Genomic DNA, 14,364 nt, shown 5'->3' with positions numbered 1-14,364 from the left:
TCCTCATTGGTAAAAAAATGATCACTCGCTTCAGCGAAACAGGCATGATGATAAATCAAACATTAATATTTTACTGATGCACTATCTTCTCGTTGCAAACGGCGCAATGAACGCTCACGCCGGCTTTGCTCACGATTAACTTCTAAAAGAGTTTCTTCGATAAAAGCAAGATGCCTATGAGAAGCATCTCTTGCCCCCTCAGGATCTCTTGCTAAAATTGAATTTAAAACATTCGAACGGTGTTCGTTTAATTTAGGTAAAATCTCTTGTCTAGTATAAAGCAATTTAAAATTTTTCTTTATATTAGACTCTAATATTGGCTGTAATGCATGTAGTAAATGCAACAATACCAAATTATGCGCAGCTTCAGTTACACTAATATGATATTGTAAAACAGCAGCAGCTTCAGCGTCTAGATCACCACTGTTTTGAGCTAGCTCAATGGCATTATGTTTTATTTTAAGTAAAGAAAGATCTTCATCTGTTCCTCTTAAAGCTGCATAATAGGCAGAGATTCCCTCTAAAGCATGGCGAGTTTCTAATAAATCAAACTGAGACTCTGGATGAGTATCTAAGAGCTCAGAGAGCGGATCACTCATACTTTGCCATAAATTATTCTGCACAAAAGTACCACCACCCTGCTTACGATAAAGTAAGCCTTTACCCTCTAACCTTAAAATAGCTTCCCTTAACGAAGGTCTAGAAACATCAAATAACGTAGCAAGTTCTCGCTCTGGTAATAATTTTTCACCTGGCCTGAGTGTTCCCTCTAAGATGAGTTTCTCAATTTGCTGCTCAACTGCATCGGAAACTTTAGGTTGCCGTATTTTATGATAGCTCATCGATTTTTTTACACCTTAATCTCAAATATATGTTGGATTTTGTTATAATTTTGTTATCAGCAAGTATCATTAACTGATATAAACAATTCAAAAATCTTTAAATTGGTATGACCAATTTAAAGAAAACATAGCGTACGGTAGCAAACTCTTGTTAAACTGTCTAGTGACAAGCGTTAGAAATATTAGATATTTTTACAAAAAACTAGCTAAATAGAAAATATAATTAAACAATTTTAAGCGCTTTTACTTGATAATTTATGTACAATGCAAGATGATTAGTCTAAAAGTTATCTGTATTAGTAAATAACTAAAGTAGTAAAATAATCAATTACCCTTATTTTTATTGTCGGAGAATTTATGTCTTTTATACGCCCACTTTGTATCGCAGTAAGCTTACTTTGTCTCTCTCACACTGCGGTTGCTAATGAAGCGATTGAAAAAAAATTAGGTGGGCTTGGAATGACCATCAATAAAATTGAAGATTCACCTATAAAAGGACTGAAGACAGTTACCACTGAGCAAGGCGTGATGATTGCAAGCGAAGATGGAAACTACCTTTTCCATGGTGATCTTTATGATTTAACTAGCGGACAACCGGTTAACTATATTGCAAAACGGTTAGTAGGCGAAGTCGCAAAACTCAGTGACCAAATGATTACTTATCGTGCTAAAAACGAAAAATTTGCAATCACTGTTTTTACTGATATTACCTGTCCTTATTGCCAAAAAATGCATCAACAAATGAATGAATATAACGATTTAGGGATTACAATTAGTTATTTAGCATTTCCTAGACAAGGTCCATTATCAGAAAATGCAGCTAATATGCAGTCTGTTTGGTGTATGGCGGACAAAAATACCGCTTTTGATAAAGCGGATAAAGGAGAAATACCTGCTCCTGCTACCTGTGATTTTGATATTAGAGATCATTACAAGTTAGGAAATCAAATGGGGGTAACTGGAACACCTGCAATATTGGTACCAAGTGGAGATCTTGTACCTGGCTATCTGCCACCAAAAGAAATGTTAGCAATGCTTGAAAAGCAAGCTCTATAATATTACTTTAAGGCTCATCTCAATTGAACGAAATCAATTGAGATGAGCTATAATTTAATTGTCTTCAAACCACCCTTCAAGAATAATCACCGCCGACACTGAATCAATTTTTTGCTTATTTAGACCTTTAAATCCTTTTTTATCAAATAATCGAGCTTTTGCCTCTACACTACTTAAACGTTCATCTTGGTAGGCAATTTCAATTCCAAACCGTCCATTTAAGCGGTTTCCAAAACGCCTCGCTTTTTGAGTCATTTCCTGTTCACTGCCATCCATATTAAATGGCAGTCCTATAACAAATAAATCAGGTTGCCATTCTTTGATAAGTTTTTCAACAGCGTCCCAGTTCGGTGAACCTTCTATAGCTTTTAAAGCTGGAAGAGCTGAAGCTTGGCTTGTTACAGTTTGTCCGACTGCTACACCAATACTGGTTGTACCAAAATCAAATGCTAAAATTGTTTTAGTCATTTATACCCTTAAATCAGCTTATTGAATTAATGTTAAATAAACAATCAAAATTTACCTTGCACTACAGTAACGCTCAATAGCTTCGAAAAGTTTATCAGTAATTGAAATGTCGAATGCAGATTCAATTTCTCTAATACATGTCGGGCTCGTGACATTAATTTCAGTCACTCTATCCCCAATGACATCTAATCCTACAAAAATTAACCCCTTTGATTTTAAGGTGGGTCCAATAGCACGCGCTAACGCCCAATCACTTTCAGTTAATGGTCTTGCTTCCCCTCTTCCTCCAGCAGCTAAGTTCCCTCTTGTCTCTCCTTGAGCAGGAATTCTAGCTAAGCAATAAGGCATAGGCTCACCATCAACAATTAAAATCCTCTTATCTCCATCTTTAATAGCAGGCTGATATGTTTGAACCATACAATAAGTCTGCCCAAGTTGAGTTAGAGTTTCAATAATCACTGATAAGTTAGGATCGCCTGCTTTTACTCTAAAAATAGACGATCCTCCCATACCATCTAAAGGTTTCAATATGATATCCTTATGAGTTTCATAAAATGCTTTAATTAAATCTTTTCTTCTAGTTACTAAAGTTTCAGGCGTTAAATCAGCAAACCAAGCGGTAAAGAGTTTTTCATTACAATCTCTTAAACTTTGAGGTTTATTGACTATAAGCGTCCCTTCTAATTCAGCACGCTCCAAAATATAAGTAGCATAAATATATTCAGTATCAAATGGAGGATCTTTTCGCATTAATATGACATCAAGGTCACCTAACGCAATATCTAACTCTTCATGAAATTGATACCAATTTTCAACATCATATTTAACAGATAACCGCTTAGATTTAGCACGAGCCTGGCCTGTCATAAGATAAAGATCACTCATTTCCATATAGTAAATTTGATAGCCTTTTTCTTCTGCAGCGAGTAACATCGCAAAACTAGAATCTTTTTTTATGTTAATGGCTGAGATGGGATCCATAACAATCCCCAATTTTCTTTGATTTGTATTCATAATACCTCTTTTATTTAGTTTGCTTGTTTAATCAAAACAGTTTCACCAAAAATTAAAACTCTCTTGAAAATTGTAAAGACTGACATAAAAAAATACATATAGACCGTGAATTTGATCACAAAAATGAATTTTCCTTAAAAAAAGAGTAAACTACTCCTAATATTTATTGCTAGTTAATCAAGCTAGCTTACCCTTACAGAACAAACTCAAAAAAGCGATATTTTAATGCCTAAGATAGTGAACAACCATGCAGATTATGCAATACGTGTAAAAAATGCCGCAATTATAGCAACGTCAGTAGCTATTTTGCTGTTTACATCTAAACTAATTGTTTGGTGGATGACTGGTTCTGTCACTATTTTAGCAGGTTTATTAGACTCATTAGTTGATATCAGTGCATCTGGTTTAAATTTACTTGTATTACGATTTGCCTTACTACCTGCCGATGATGATCATAGTTTTGGTCATGGTAAAGCTGAATCTTTAGCTGCTTTAGCACAAGGTATGTTTATTCTTGGATCGGCAGTATTTTTAATGTTAAATGGTATCCAGAACTTCATATCACCCAATCCAATTAAAAATCTTTCATTAGGCATCATAGTAATTATATTTTCCTTAATTACAACCCTATTTTTAGTGACTTACCAAAGGTGGGTATATAAAACAACTCAAAGCCAAGCTATTCGTGCCGATATGTTGCATTACCAAACTGACATCTTAATGAATTTTGCAATACTCATTGCACTTATTTTATCACATTTTGGTGTTCTTCGTGCCGATGCAATATTCGCTATTTTCATTAGCCTTTATATAGGCTACCACGCAATTAAAATTGGCTATGAAGCAATTCAAATGTTATTAGATAGAGCATTACCCATTGAAGAACAAGAAAAAATACTTGCAATTGCGGTTAATATACCTGGCGTATTAGGTGCACATGATTTAAAAACTCGGCGTGTTGGGCTGACTCGTTTTATACAAATGCATATTGAAATGCATGACCATTTACCTTTAGTAGAAGCACATGCAATCACTGATAACGTTGAGAAAGCAATATTAATTGCTTATCCTACCGCAGAGATATTATTACATCAAGATCCTCATTCGGCGGTAGCATTAGAAAACCAAGCAAAGAAACATTTATAGATATTTCTTTTTTTGGTATGAATAAATATCATTAAAGAATAAAAAAAATGTAAAATACAACTATAATTTATCGTTAATCAAAAGTTCTTAATACTAAATAGAAGATAATCAATCTCAACATGAGATATAGAATAAATTAAACACTTAATTATTTATTAACTAAAAGGTACTTACAAAATGATTAAAAAAATCGGTGTGTTAACTAGTGGTGGAGATTCTCCTGGAATGAATGCAGCAATACGAGGAGTAGTTAGAGCTGCTATCTCAGATGGCTTAGAAGTCTTTGGGATATATGATGGGTACTTAGGCCTATATGAAAATAGGATGAAAAAACTCAACCGATCAGATGTTTCCGATATGATAACGCGCGGTGGTACATTTTTAGGGTCAGCACGCTTCCCGCAATTTAAAGAAGAGGCTGTTAGGCTCCAAGCGATTGAAAATATGAAAGCAAACGGCATAGACGCTTTAGTCGTAATTGGAGGGGATGGCTCCTATATGGGGGCAAAATTAATCTCAGAGAAAGGTTTTCCTTGTATTGGTTTACCTGGCACTATCGATAATGATATAGGTGGAACTGACTATACTATCGGTTACTTCACAGCGTTACAAACTGTCGTTGAAGCAATTGATCGCTTAAGAGATACCTCCTCATCTCATCAACGAATTTCACTTGTAGAAGTGATGGGACGCTACTGCGGTGATTTAACAATGGCCGCTGCAATTGCAAGTGGATGCGAGTTTATGGTGCTTCCTGAAATTCCATTTAACAAAGATGAGTTAGTTCAAGAATTACAACGTGGTATCGATCATGGAAAAAAACATGCTATCGTGGCTGTAACAGAGAAAGTATGTGATATTTATGAGCTTGCTAAGTACATAGAAGAGAAAACTAAACGTGAAACAAGAGCTACCGTTCTTGGCCATATCCAGCGTGGTGGTTCACCTGTTGCATATGATCGTGTTTTAGCTTCACGCATGGGGGCATTTGCCATAGAACTATTATTAAAAGGTGTTGCAGGCCATTGTGTTGGAATTCAGCGTGATGAGCTTGTGCATCACGAAATTGAAGAGGCAATTACAAAACTAAAACGTCCTTTTAAAGCTGACTGGCTAAAAACAGCTGAAAAATTATACTAATAAAGTATAATAGTAATAAAAAAAGCGATGACATTAACATCGCTTTTTTTATTCATCAATATCACTTGGCTCTAATTAGCCATTTGCTTTTCACGTATTTCAGCTAATGTTTTACAATCAATACATAATTCAGCTGTCGGACGAGCCTCTAGGCGCCTAATGCCAATTTCCACACCACAAGAATCACAGTACCCAAAATCACCATCTTCAAGTTTTTTTAGTGTTTTTTCAATCTTTTTAACTAGCTTGCGCTCTCTATCACGATTACGAAGTTCTAAGCTAAACTCTTCTTCTTGAGCTGCTCTGTCAACAGGATCTGGAAAATTAGCGGCTTCATCCTGCATATGAGAAACGGTCCTACCCACTTCATCTCTTAATTGATTTCTCCAAGCTTCTAAAATTTTACGAAAATGCGCTAATTGCGCATCATTCATATATTCTTCATCTGCTTTTGCTTGATAGGGTTCAACCCCTGCTGTTGCTAATAAACTCAACGATGACTTTTTATTTTGAGTATCTTGCATGTAAATCCTCCTAGTAACTAGATAGTCATGCAACAATTAATTACATAATAACTTATTATCAATAATAAACAATAAATCAGAAATTAATACGTTTTCACTATTTAATAGCACTTCATAAAAAAGGCGAAGACCTTACCAGAACAAATCAATTGGTGCAACATAAAAATGATATAGTGTAACAAAAGATTAATGAAAAAGTGTATTGCTCGTTTCCCAAATCTGTTCAGCTATCACTTTTGCTGGTTCCTCTCTTAATGTGCATAACGCTTGAAAAATTTCAATCAAGCATTCACTCCGATTAACTTTCCCTTGTCTACCATAAACAGGCATATCTGGTGAGTCAGTTTCTAATAATAAGCTCTCTAAAGGGAGCTTGGAGATAGCTAATCGACTTTTATTTGCTCTCGGATAAGTAATTATTCCTCCCACACCAATTTTATATCCTAACTTAATAAATTCTAATGCTTGCTCTAAACTTCCAGAAAAACCATGAATGACACCTCCCCTATGAACCGTAATTTTTTTTAATATAGACAATAACACATGATGTGTTCTTCTAGAGTGCAAAATAACGGGTAGGTTGTATCGATTTGCCATCTCAAGCTGTTTCTGCAGAAAGTCTATCTGTTTTTTAAATAGCTTTTCTTCAGAAAGATGCATTAAAAATGCATCTAATCCAATTTCTCCAATAGCTTTAATTTGGCTATTATCTTTAGTACATAGGAGAGTTTCTAAATAATCAAGATCAGAGAGCGTATGCGATTGTATGTATAAAGGATGTAATCCCAATGCAATAGTATAAACATTGGGATTAGATGCAGAAATATTGATTAAACGATCAAATTTATCTCGAGTTACAGCAGGGATCATAACCTGCTTTATACCTGCATTTAAAAAAAGATCAATGGTACGTGGCATATCATCAGTAAAAGGCTCAAAATCTAAATGAGCATGTGTATCATAAAATTGATATTTACTTATGCCAATCATCCAATTAATGTTCTCGGGTTTTAAAGAAAGTCACCTCTGGATAACGCTCCTGAGTTAAATTTAAATTCACCATAGTCGGTGCAATATACGTTAAGTTATCTCCACCATCTAAAGCTAATTGACTTTCGGCTTTGCGTTTAAATTCCTCAAATTTTTTCGTATCATCAGATGAAACCCATCTTGCAGTTGCAACATTAATCGGTTCATAAATAGCTTCTACGTTATATTCATTTTTTAGCCTTGAAACAACCACATCGAATTGTAATGTACCAACTGCACCAACAATTAAATCATTACTAATTAATGGTCTAAAAACCTGAACAGCACCTTCTTCAGACAACTGTACAAGCCCTTTAAGCAATTGCTTTTGCTTTAAGGGATCTCTTAGCCGTATTCGCCTAAATAATTCTGGGGCAAAGTTAGGAATACCTGTAAATTTAAGTGTTTCGCCTTGAGTAAAGGTGTCGCCGATTTGAATCGTGCCATGATTATGAAGACCAATAATATCACCTGCATAAGCTTGTTCAATATGCTCCCTATCACCAGCTAGAAAAGTTAGCGCGTCTGAAATGACAACGTCTTTATTAGTCCTAACTTGTCTCATCTTCATACCACGTTCATATTTACCAGAAACAATTCTTAAAAAAGCCACTCTGTCACGATGCTTTGGATCCATGTTTGCTTGTATTTTAAATACAAACCCACTAAATTTTTCATCTGCAGCAGTCACAACTCGCACATCACTATTTCTTGGTGATGGTGAAGGTGCCCAGCTAACTAGTCCATCGAGCATTAGATCAACACCGAAATTACCAAGTGCCGTTCCAAAATATACTGGAGTCAGTTCACCTTGTAAAAATGCTTCCAAATCGAACTCATGAGATGCACCTTTAACAAGTTCTAATTCATCCCGCAATTGAGCTGCTAAATCCTCCCCGATTTCTTTATCGAGTTCAGTATTATTTAACCCTTTTATAACTCTTTTTTCTTGAATCATATGCCCCTTACCTGTCTGATAAAGGTATACCTCATCTAAATGGAGGTGATAAACTCCTTTAAAAGATTTACCACAACTAATTGGCCAAGTAATAGGTGCACAAGCTATATTTAACTCCCTTTCTACTTCATCCATAACTTCCATTGGATCACGGATTTCCCTATCCAATTTATTCATGAACGTTACGATAGGTGTATCTCTTAGCCTAGTTACTTCCATCAATTTTCTCGTTCTATCCTCAACACCTTTTGCTGTATCAATAACCATCAAACAACTATCAACAGCAGTTAATGTTCTATAAGTATCTTCTGAGAAGTCTTCATGCCCTGGGGTATCTAACAAGTTAACTAGATATTCTTGATAAGGGAATTGCATTACAGAGGTTGTAATAGATATACCACGCTGCTTTTCCATTTCCATCCAATCAGATTTTGCATGCTGATCAGAACCTCTACCTTTTACTGAGCCTGCACGCTGAATTGCTTGTCCAAGTAATAATAGCTTTTCTGTAATTGTTGTTTTACCGGCATCAGGATGTGAAATAATCGCAAATGTCCTGCGTTTGTTAACTTCTGTATGTAATTCTTTAGTTATCATATTCATATATTCTGTTAAATATTAATAGTATTAATTCAATGAAATAAATTATTTTTAAAACCATATCTATACTCAGCACAAATCAAAAAGCAGATTTTGGTCTCTACTTAAGTTCTACTAAATTATTTTTAAAGTAATATAACTTATCAAAAATAAAAGTAATTTTTGCTTCAAACCAACCTTTCAATAACAAGAATTTAATTTAGTAAACTAAAAACAAATAAAGATTAATTCAGCCCTAATTTATGCTCAATAGCAGATAATATTTCAGGAGTGACAAAAGGTGATATATCCCCATTATGCCTTGCAACTTCTTTCACAATAGTTGAAGAGATAAACGATAAGTTTTCACTAGGTAATAAGAATAAGCTTTCAAGTTCAGGGTATAAATGACGATTCATTTGAGCTAATTGCCATTCATATTCAAAATCAGACACAGCTCGCAAGCCTCTAATCAAAATATTAGCCTTTTGAGTTCTAGCAAAAGCCGCTAATAAAGTATCAAATCCAATTACAGAAACATTCTCAAGTGATTCACACGCTTTTTTAGCTAAATTTACTCGCTCTTCTAATGTAAACATCGTTTTCTTATGAGGGCTTGCTGCTATTGCAAGTATCACCTCATCAAAACGTAATGCTGCTCGAGTTAATAAGTCAAGATGCCCTAATGTTAATGGATCAAACGTACCTGGGTAAATAGCCTTTTGGTATTTTAAATTTTTCATCATCTGCTATTTTCCGATTTATTTATCCAGAGGATTGTATATTTATTAAATGTGTAATTTGCATTAACAAAAGAAAGTAATAGGCCTTGTTTGCCATCCAAAAATCCACATTTTATAAAATATGTTTTAAAGAAAGCAGCAATTGTATGAATCCATATCGAAGAGTAGTTGCAACGTTTATGAGCTATAGCTCTTTCTGAAGCCCAGATTTGTGCATAATGCAGTTGTTTTTTTTGAAATTGGAACAAATCCCTGCATGTTAAATGAGTAAAATATCCCTTAAGTTTTTTTACCTTTGCATCACCAAAATTCAAAGATTCATGTACTAAATCATCTTTGTACCGGAAATGCTCTCTGCTATATAAGCGTATAACATAATCAGGAAACCAGCCTGAATATTTCATATACCTTCCTAAGAAGAAATTTAATCTCGGTATTGCATAAACTTCATTAACCGGTAATCCACCATTCAAAATGCATTTAATTTCTGATTGTAATTCACTAGATATACGTTCATCTGCATCTATCATTAAAACTAAGTCACACGTTGCATAATTTTGGATTTTTTGTCTTTGCTTTCCGAAACCTTCCCATTCTTTATCAATATAAACCTTTGCACCAAGCTCTTTAGCTATTTCAGGGGTAGAATCTATGCTGCCTGAATCTAAAAGGATAATTTCATCAGCAAATTGGCAACTCAGCAAACAATCTGAAATCAATTCTGCTTCATTTTTAGTAATAATTAATATAGATAATGTTAATCGTTTTAATTCCATAGAGTTATCTTCTTCTTTGAGGTAAATAGGGCTCTAAATGCTCAAGTAATTTATCTAATGCACCATGATTTTTATCTAATACCTCAACAGCATTACGACCAAAATAACGCCTGTAATCCGCATCGTTTAATAGCATAGATACCTTATCAACCAATTCAACTTCATCTTGCACTGTTAAAAGCGCTTGAGCCGCCGTCAATTTTTCGCATATTGCTTTAAAGTTGAAAGTATAAGGTCCCATAATGACAGGTAGTGCATGAGCAGCAGCTTCTAATGGATTATGGCCACCTACATTCACAAAACTACCTCCAACGAAAGCAATATCTGCAACCCCATAAAGCAATAACAACTCACCCATTGTATCTCCAATTACCACTTGAGTTGAATCACTTGGAATACTACCAGATTGACGGGTGATGATTTCAAAGTGCATAGAAGAACTCAGCGCACCTACTTCAAGAAAGCGCTCTGGGTGTCGTGGCACCAAAATTAATAATAAATTTGGATACTGAAGTAATAGTTTTTTATGTGCTGATAAAATTATTTCATCTTCCCCAAAATGAGTGCTTGCCGCTATCCAAACAGGCCTATTAGGAGCCCATTGCCTTCTAAGAGTAACAGCTTTAGCCGCAAGATCGGGTGTTACTGTAATATCAAATTTTAAACTACCCGTAATTGCTAATTGAGAACGTCTTAACCCAAGCTCTATAAATCTTTCACCATCTTCTTGATTTTGTGCAGCAATCAGTGAAATTTTTCTAAGTAACCTTTTCATTAACGGTTTAATTTTTAAATACCCCTTAGCAGAACGCTCAGAAAGTCTAGCATTTGCAATAATTAAAGGGATCTTTCTTCTATTTAATTGATGAACTAGATTAGGCCAGAGTTCTGTTTCCATAATGATCATAATTTTAGGATCAGTTGCACTTAAAAATCGTCTGATACTACCTGCTAAATCATATGGTAAATAAACATGTGATACATCATCACCAAATGCAGAAAGCACTCGCTCTGAACCAGTTGGTGTCATGGTTGTAATTGTGATAGGTAAATCTGGGTATCTCATTCTTAAGGAACGCACCAAAGGCACTGCAGCTAATGTTTCGCCCACAGAAACTGAGTGCAAAACAATTCCCTTAGGAATGACTTTAGAGTGACAATATCCATAGCGCTCTGCCCATCGTTTACGATAAGCCGGATTTTTAATACTACGATAAAGCAATCTCAGCCAAATAATTGGCTGAATAAGATAAAACAATATTTGATATAATAGAAAAAAAAACATAATAAGATGTGAACGCACTTTGAGTTAAAAGGTAATTCATCATACCATAGTTGCTCAAATTAAGGCAGATATCCGCACGTTTATTTTATATTATTTAGCGGGTAAATAGATATAATTAAAGTAAGTTGTTATTAAATAACATAGTGCCTTAATTTAGATTGACTTCTCTAATCAAATTAAAAGTATCACCTAACTTTTAGAGCCATTTCACCTGTGTATTTAAGGGGTTGCTTACACTTGTTACAAATATAATTCGCTTTATTTTCCTCTACCTTATTGTGCCTAACAGCAGTCAAAGAAAACTCATTACATCCACAAATATAGGTAAACGTTTTTACTTTCCGCTTAGGCACTTCGTAATTATGTGTACGTTTAGAGGGCAAGTTGAATATTTTATGCATAACTTCCTGCCACTCTAATCCATGAGGTTTAATATTCTTTTTTTTAAGGTCTCTAATAAAATAACGATATACAATAAGATGAGCTAATTCATGGGGAATAACTTCATCAATAAACGCAATCGAATTTTCGCTCATCATAAGCCGGTTAATTCGAATTTTCCATTCTTGTGGATAAGCTAATCCGGCAGCTCTTCCTCTCAAATCATACTCTATTAAAGGCATTGGATAATTTACACCTAATACCTTATTTGACAATTCTAATGATTGAGATAGCTTATTATTAGCTATTTCAATTAATTCGTCTAAACTTAATTTCATAGATTATTTATTAACGAGTGCCAAAAACAACAATCGTTTTACCATGAGCTGAAATTAACCCTTGATCTTCTAACATTTTTAAAATTCTTCCCACTGTTTCTCTTGAGCACCCAACAATTTGGCCAATTTCTTGGCGAGTAATTTTGATTTGCATGCCATCGGGGTGGGTCATTGAGTCAGGCTGCTTAGCTAAATTTAATAATGTTTGAGCAATTCTTCCCGTTACGTCTAAAAAAGCAAGATTACCCACCTTTTTTGAAGTGCTCTGTAGTCTATTAGCCATCTGAGCAGACAGTCTCATTAAAATTTCAGGATTAACCTGTATCAATTGTTTGAATTTTTTATATGAAATCTCAGCAACTTCACATGATGTTTTAGCTTTAACCCAAGCTGAACGAACTTGTCCTTCTTCAAATAAACCAAGCTCACCAATAAAATCCCCTTGATTAAGATAAGAAAGAATCATCTCTTTACCATCTTCATCTTTAATCAAAACGGCTACAGATCCTTTTACTATATAATACAAAGTCTCTGATTTTTCGCCTTGATGAATTAATGAGCTTTTAGCAGCGTACTTGTGTATATGACAATGTGATAAAAACCACTCTAAGGTTGGATCCGGTTGCGGTTTTACTATAGCCATGATTTTCCCTCATTTTCTGTTTTATTTTTAGAGATAATTTAAACCACTTAATTTAACTTTCCATTATTTAACCTAAGAATACTTGGAAACTAGTCTACATTTATGTCAATTACGTAGACTATCAAGCTAAATCATTTATAAACCTAATTCACTTCTATTTATATCATTAATTTGCAATTATTACATCCATAATTTTTGCCATAATCTTTCTAAAAATTTAATCATAACGTAAAAAGATTAAATTTCAACAATGCTATGAAAAATTCAACTGTAGTATCTACTTTGATAATTCAAGCATGCACATTATATTATTTCATGCATACTATAACACATTTATATTAAAGACATCTTAGTGGCAAGTTATAGGTAAAAAAAAGGAGCCATAAGGCTCCTTTTTTAAAAAGTTTCTTGTTAAGCAATAACTTTTGCAACAACACCTGCACCAACAGTACGGCCACCTTCACGGATTGCGAAACGTAAACCGTCATCCATCGCGATAGGTGCGATTAATGTCACAACCATCTTAATGTTATCACCAGGCATAACCATTTCTACGCCTTCTGGTAATTCAACTGCACCTGTTACGTCTGTTGTACGGAAGTAGAACTGTGGACGGTAACCTTTGAAGAATGGAGTATGACGACCACCTTCATCTTTACTTAACACATAAACTTCTGATTCAAATTTTGTATGTGGCTTGATTGAACCTGGTTTAGCCAATACTTGACCACGTTGTACATCATCACGTTTTGTACCACGTAATAATACACCAACGTTTTCACCTGCACGGCCTTCGTCGAGTAATTTACGGAACATTTCAACACCAGTACACGTTGTTTTAACTGTATCGATAATACCGATGATTTCAACTTCCTCACCTACTTTAACAATACCACGCTCAACACGACCTGTTACTACTGTACCACGACCTGAGATTGAGAATACATCTTCAATTGGTAGTAGGAATGGACGGTCAATTGCACGCTCTGGCTCTGGAATGTAGCTATCTAACGCTTCTGCTAATTCAATAATTTTTGCTTCCCACTCAGGAACGCCTTCAAGTGCTTTTAATGCTGAACCGCGGATGATTGGTGTATCATCACCTGGGAATTCGTATTGTGAAAGTAACTCACGTACTTCCATTTCAACTAATTCTAATAACTCTTCATCATCAACCATGTCACATTTGTTTAAGAAAACAAGAATGTAAGGTACACCTACTTGACGACCAAGTAAGATATGCTCACGTGTTTGTGGCATTGGACCATCTGTTGCCGCAACAACTAGAATTGCACCATCCATCTGTGCTGCACCTGTGATCATGTTTTTAACATAGTCAGCATGTCCTGGGCAGTCAACGTGCGCGTAATGGCGAGTTGGTGTGTCATATTCTACGTGTGATGTATTAATTGTAATACCACGTGCTTTTTCTTCTGGTGCAT

General features: G+C 34.9%; 15 protein-coding genes. 3 read left to right on the top strand and 12 right to left on the bottom strand.

Features of this window, described 5'->3' with window-relative positions; translation table 11 throughout:
* Positions 1-62 precede the first annotated feature (62 nt).
* The gene (gene pdhR, locus BMW37_RS11070; protein ID WP_093321008.1) at positions 63-842 is read right to left on the bottom strand and encodes a pyruvate dehydrogenase complex transcriptional repressor PdhR; all 780 of its coding nucleotides are present in this window, start codon (positions 840-842) and stop codon (positions 63-65) included.
* Positions 843-1,208: 366 nt separating this feature from the next.
* Between pdhR and dsbC the strand changes: the two genes are divergently transcribed.
* The gene (gene dsbC / locus BMW37_RS11065) at positions 1,209-1,898 is read left to right on the top strand and encodes a bifunctional protein-disulfide isomerase/oxidoreductase DsbC (protein ID WP_093321066.1); all 690 of its coding nucleotides are present in this window, start codon (positions 1,209-1,211) and stop codon (positions 1,896-1,898) included.
* Between the two features lie 54 nt (positions 1,899-1,952).
* Here the strand turns inward: dsbC and ruvX are convergent, their stop codons facing one another.
* Both ruvX and gshB read right to left on the bottom strand, forming a co-directional pair.
* On the bottom strand, positions 1,953-2,366 hold the full coding sequence (gene ruvX / locus BMW37_RS11060; protein WP_093321005.1) for a Holliday junction resolvase RuvX: 414 nt from the start codon (positions 2,364-2,366) through the stop codon (positions 1,953-1,955).
* Positions 2,367-2,417: 51 nt separating this feature from the next.
* Complete coding sequence (gshB, locus tag BMW37_RS11055; protein WP_093321001.1) at positions 2,418-3,380, bottom strand: glutathione synthase; 963 nt, start codon at positions 3,378-3,380, stop codon at positions 2,418-2,420.
* 225 nt (positions 3,381-3,605) lie between these two features.
* On the opposite strand from gshB, the gene BMW37_RS11050 reads away from it, so the two are divergent.
* Positions 3,606-4,526 (top strand): cation diffusion facilitator family transporter, encoded by a 921-nt coding sequence (locus BMW37_RS11050; protein ID WP_093320998.1) that lies wholly within the window; start codon positions 3,606-3,608, stop codon positions 4,524-4,526.
* A gap of 177 nt (positions 4,527-4,703) precedes the next feature.
* Positions 4,704-5,666: a 6-phosphofructokinase gene (gene pfkA / locus BMW37_RS11045; RefSeq protein WP_093320996.1), complete on the top strand. Its 963-nt coding sequence runs from the start codon at positions 4,704-4,706 to the stop codon at positions 5,664-5,666.
* Between the two features lie 71 nt (positions 5,667-5,737).
* Here pfkA and dksA read toward each other — a convergent pair whose 3' ends face one another.
* From dksA to tuf, 9 genes are all read right to left on the bottom strand, one after another.
* Positions 5,738-6,190 (bottom strand): RNA polymerase-binding protein DksA, encoded by a 453-nt coding sequence (gene dksA, locus BMW37_RS11040; protein WP_093320994.1) that lies wholly within the window; start codon positions 6,188-6,190, stop codon positions 5,738-5,740.
* 186 nt (positions 6,191-6,376) lie between these two features.
* Positions 6,377-7,180, bottom strand: coding sequence for a TatD family hydrolase (locus BMW37_RS11035; RefSeq protein WP_093320992.1), 804 nt, complete (start codon positions 7,178-7,180; stop codon positions 6,377-6,379).
* 4 nt (positions 7,181-7,184) lie between these two features.
* Positions 7,185-8,774 carry a peptide chain release factor 3 gene (gene prfC, locus BMW37_RS11030; protein WP_093321064.1) on the bottom strand — a complete coding sequence of 530 codons (1,590 nt, stop codon included), beginning with the start codon at positions 8,772-8,774 and terminating at the stop codon, positions 7,185-7,187.
* A gap of 227 nt (positions 8,775-9,001) precedes the next feature.
* Positions 9,002-9,502: a pantetheine-phosphate adenylyltransferase gene (gene coaD, locus BMW37_RS11025; protein ID WP_245711060.1), complete on the bottom strand. Its 501-nt coding sequence runs from the start codon at positions 9,500-9,502 to the stop codon at positions 9,002-9,004.
* Positions 9,499-10,275: a glycosyltransferase family 2 protein gene (locus tag BMW37_RS11020; RefSeq protein WP_093320989.1), complete on the bottom strand. Its 777-nt coding sequence runs from the start codon at positions 10,273-10,275 to the stop codon at positions 9,499-9,501. Before BMW37_RS11020 ends, coaD begins: the two co-directional genes overlap by 4 nt.
* A 4-nt stretch (positions 10,276-10,279) precedes the next feature.
* The gene (gene waaA / locus BMW37_RS11015; RefSeq protein ID WP_093320987.1) at positions 10,280-11,560 is read right to left on the bottom strand and encodes a lipid IV(A) 3-deoxy-D-manno-octulosonic acid transferase; all 1,281 of its coding nucleotides are present in this window, start codon (positions 11,558-11,560) and stop codon (positions 10,280-10,282) included.
* 185 nt (positions 11,561-11,745) lie between these two features.
* Positions 11,746-12,279 carry a SprT family zinc-dependent metalloprotease gene (locus BMW37_RS11010; protein ID WP_093320984.1) on the bottom strand — a complete coding sequence of 178 codons (534 nt, stop codon included), beginning with the start codon at positions 12,277-12,279 and terminating at the stop codon, positions 11,746-11,748.
* 10 nt (positions 12,280-12,289) lie between these two features.
* Positions 12,290-12,922 (bottom strand): cAMP-activated global transcriptional regulator CRP, encoded by a 633-nt coding sequence (gene crp / locus BMW37_RS11005; RefSeq protein ID WP_093320982.1) that lies wholly within the window; start codon positions 12,920-12,922, stop codon positions 12,290-12,292.
* 411 nt (positions 12,923-13,333) lie between these two features.
* The coding region (tuf, locus tag BMW37_RS11000) for an elongation factor Tu (protein WP_093320980.1) at positions 13,334-14,364 on the bottom strand (1,031 nt) is incomplete at its 5' end.

Origin of the sequence: Thorsellia anophelis DSM 18579 (genome assembly GCF_900111395.1) — a bacterium.
Taxonomy (GTDB): Bacteria; Pseudomonadota; Gammaproteobacteria; order Enterobacterales; family Thorselliaceae; genus Thorsellia; species Thorsellia anophelis.
Note: the sequence above shows the minus strand (reverse complement) of the source record. Positions and strands in the feature narration are given on the sequence as shown.

Excerpts from the sequence above, each read along its gene's own strand:
- pdhR (WP_093321008.1), bottom strand. The coding sequence starts at position 842 with ATGAGCTATCATAAAATACGGCAACCTAAAGTTTCCGATGCAGTTGAG.
- ruvX (WP_093321005.1), bottom strand. The coding sequence starts at position 2,366 with ATGACTAAAACAATTTTAGCATTTGATTTTGGTACAACCAGTATTGGT.
- gshB (WP_093321001.1), bottom strand. The coding sequence starts at position 3,380 with ATGAATACAAATCAAAGAAAATTGGGGATTGTTATGGATCCCATCTCA.
- BMW37_RS11050 (WP_093320998.1), top strand. The coding sequence starts at position 3,606 with ATGCCTAAGATAGTGAACAACCATGCAGATTATGCAATACGTGTAAAA.
- pfkA (WP_093320996.1), top strand. The coding sequence starts at position 4,704 with ATGATTAAAAAAATCGGTGTGTTAACTAGTGGTGGAGATTCTCCTGGA.
- dksA (WP_093320994.1), bottom strand. The coding sequence starts at position 6,190 with ATGCAAGATACTCAAAATAAAAAGTCATCGTTGAGTTTATTAGCAACA.
- BMW37_RS11035 (WP_093320992.1), bottom strand. The coding sequence starts at position 7,180 with ATGATTGGCATAAGTAAATATCAATTTTATGATACACATGCTCATTTA.
- prfC (WP_093321064.1), bottom strand. The coding sequence starts at position 8,774 with ATGATAACTAAAGAATTACATACAGAAGTTAACAAACGCAGGACATTT.
- coaD (WP_245711060.1), bottom strand. The coding sequence starts at position 9,502 with ATGATGAAAAATTTAAAATACCAAAAGGCTATTTACCCAGGTACGTTT.
- BMW37_RS11020 (WP_093320989.1), bottom strand. The coding sequence starts at position 10,275 with ATGGAATTAAAACGATTAACATTATCTATATTAATTATTACTAAAAAT.
- waaA (WP_093320987.1), bottom strand. The coding sequence starts at position 11,560 with ATGTTTTTTTTTCTATTATATCAAATATTGTTTTATCTTATTCAGCCA.
- BMW37_RS11010 (WP_093320984.1), bottom strand. The coding sequence starts at position 12,279 with ATGAAATTAAGTTTAGACGAATTAATTGAAATAGCTAATAATAAGCTA.
- crp (WP_093320982.1), bottom strand. The coding sequence starts at position 12,922 with ATGGCTATAGTAAAACCGCAACCGGATCCAACCTTAGAGTGGTTTTTA.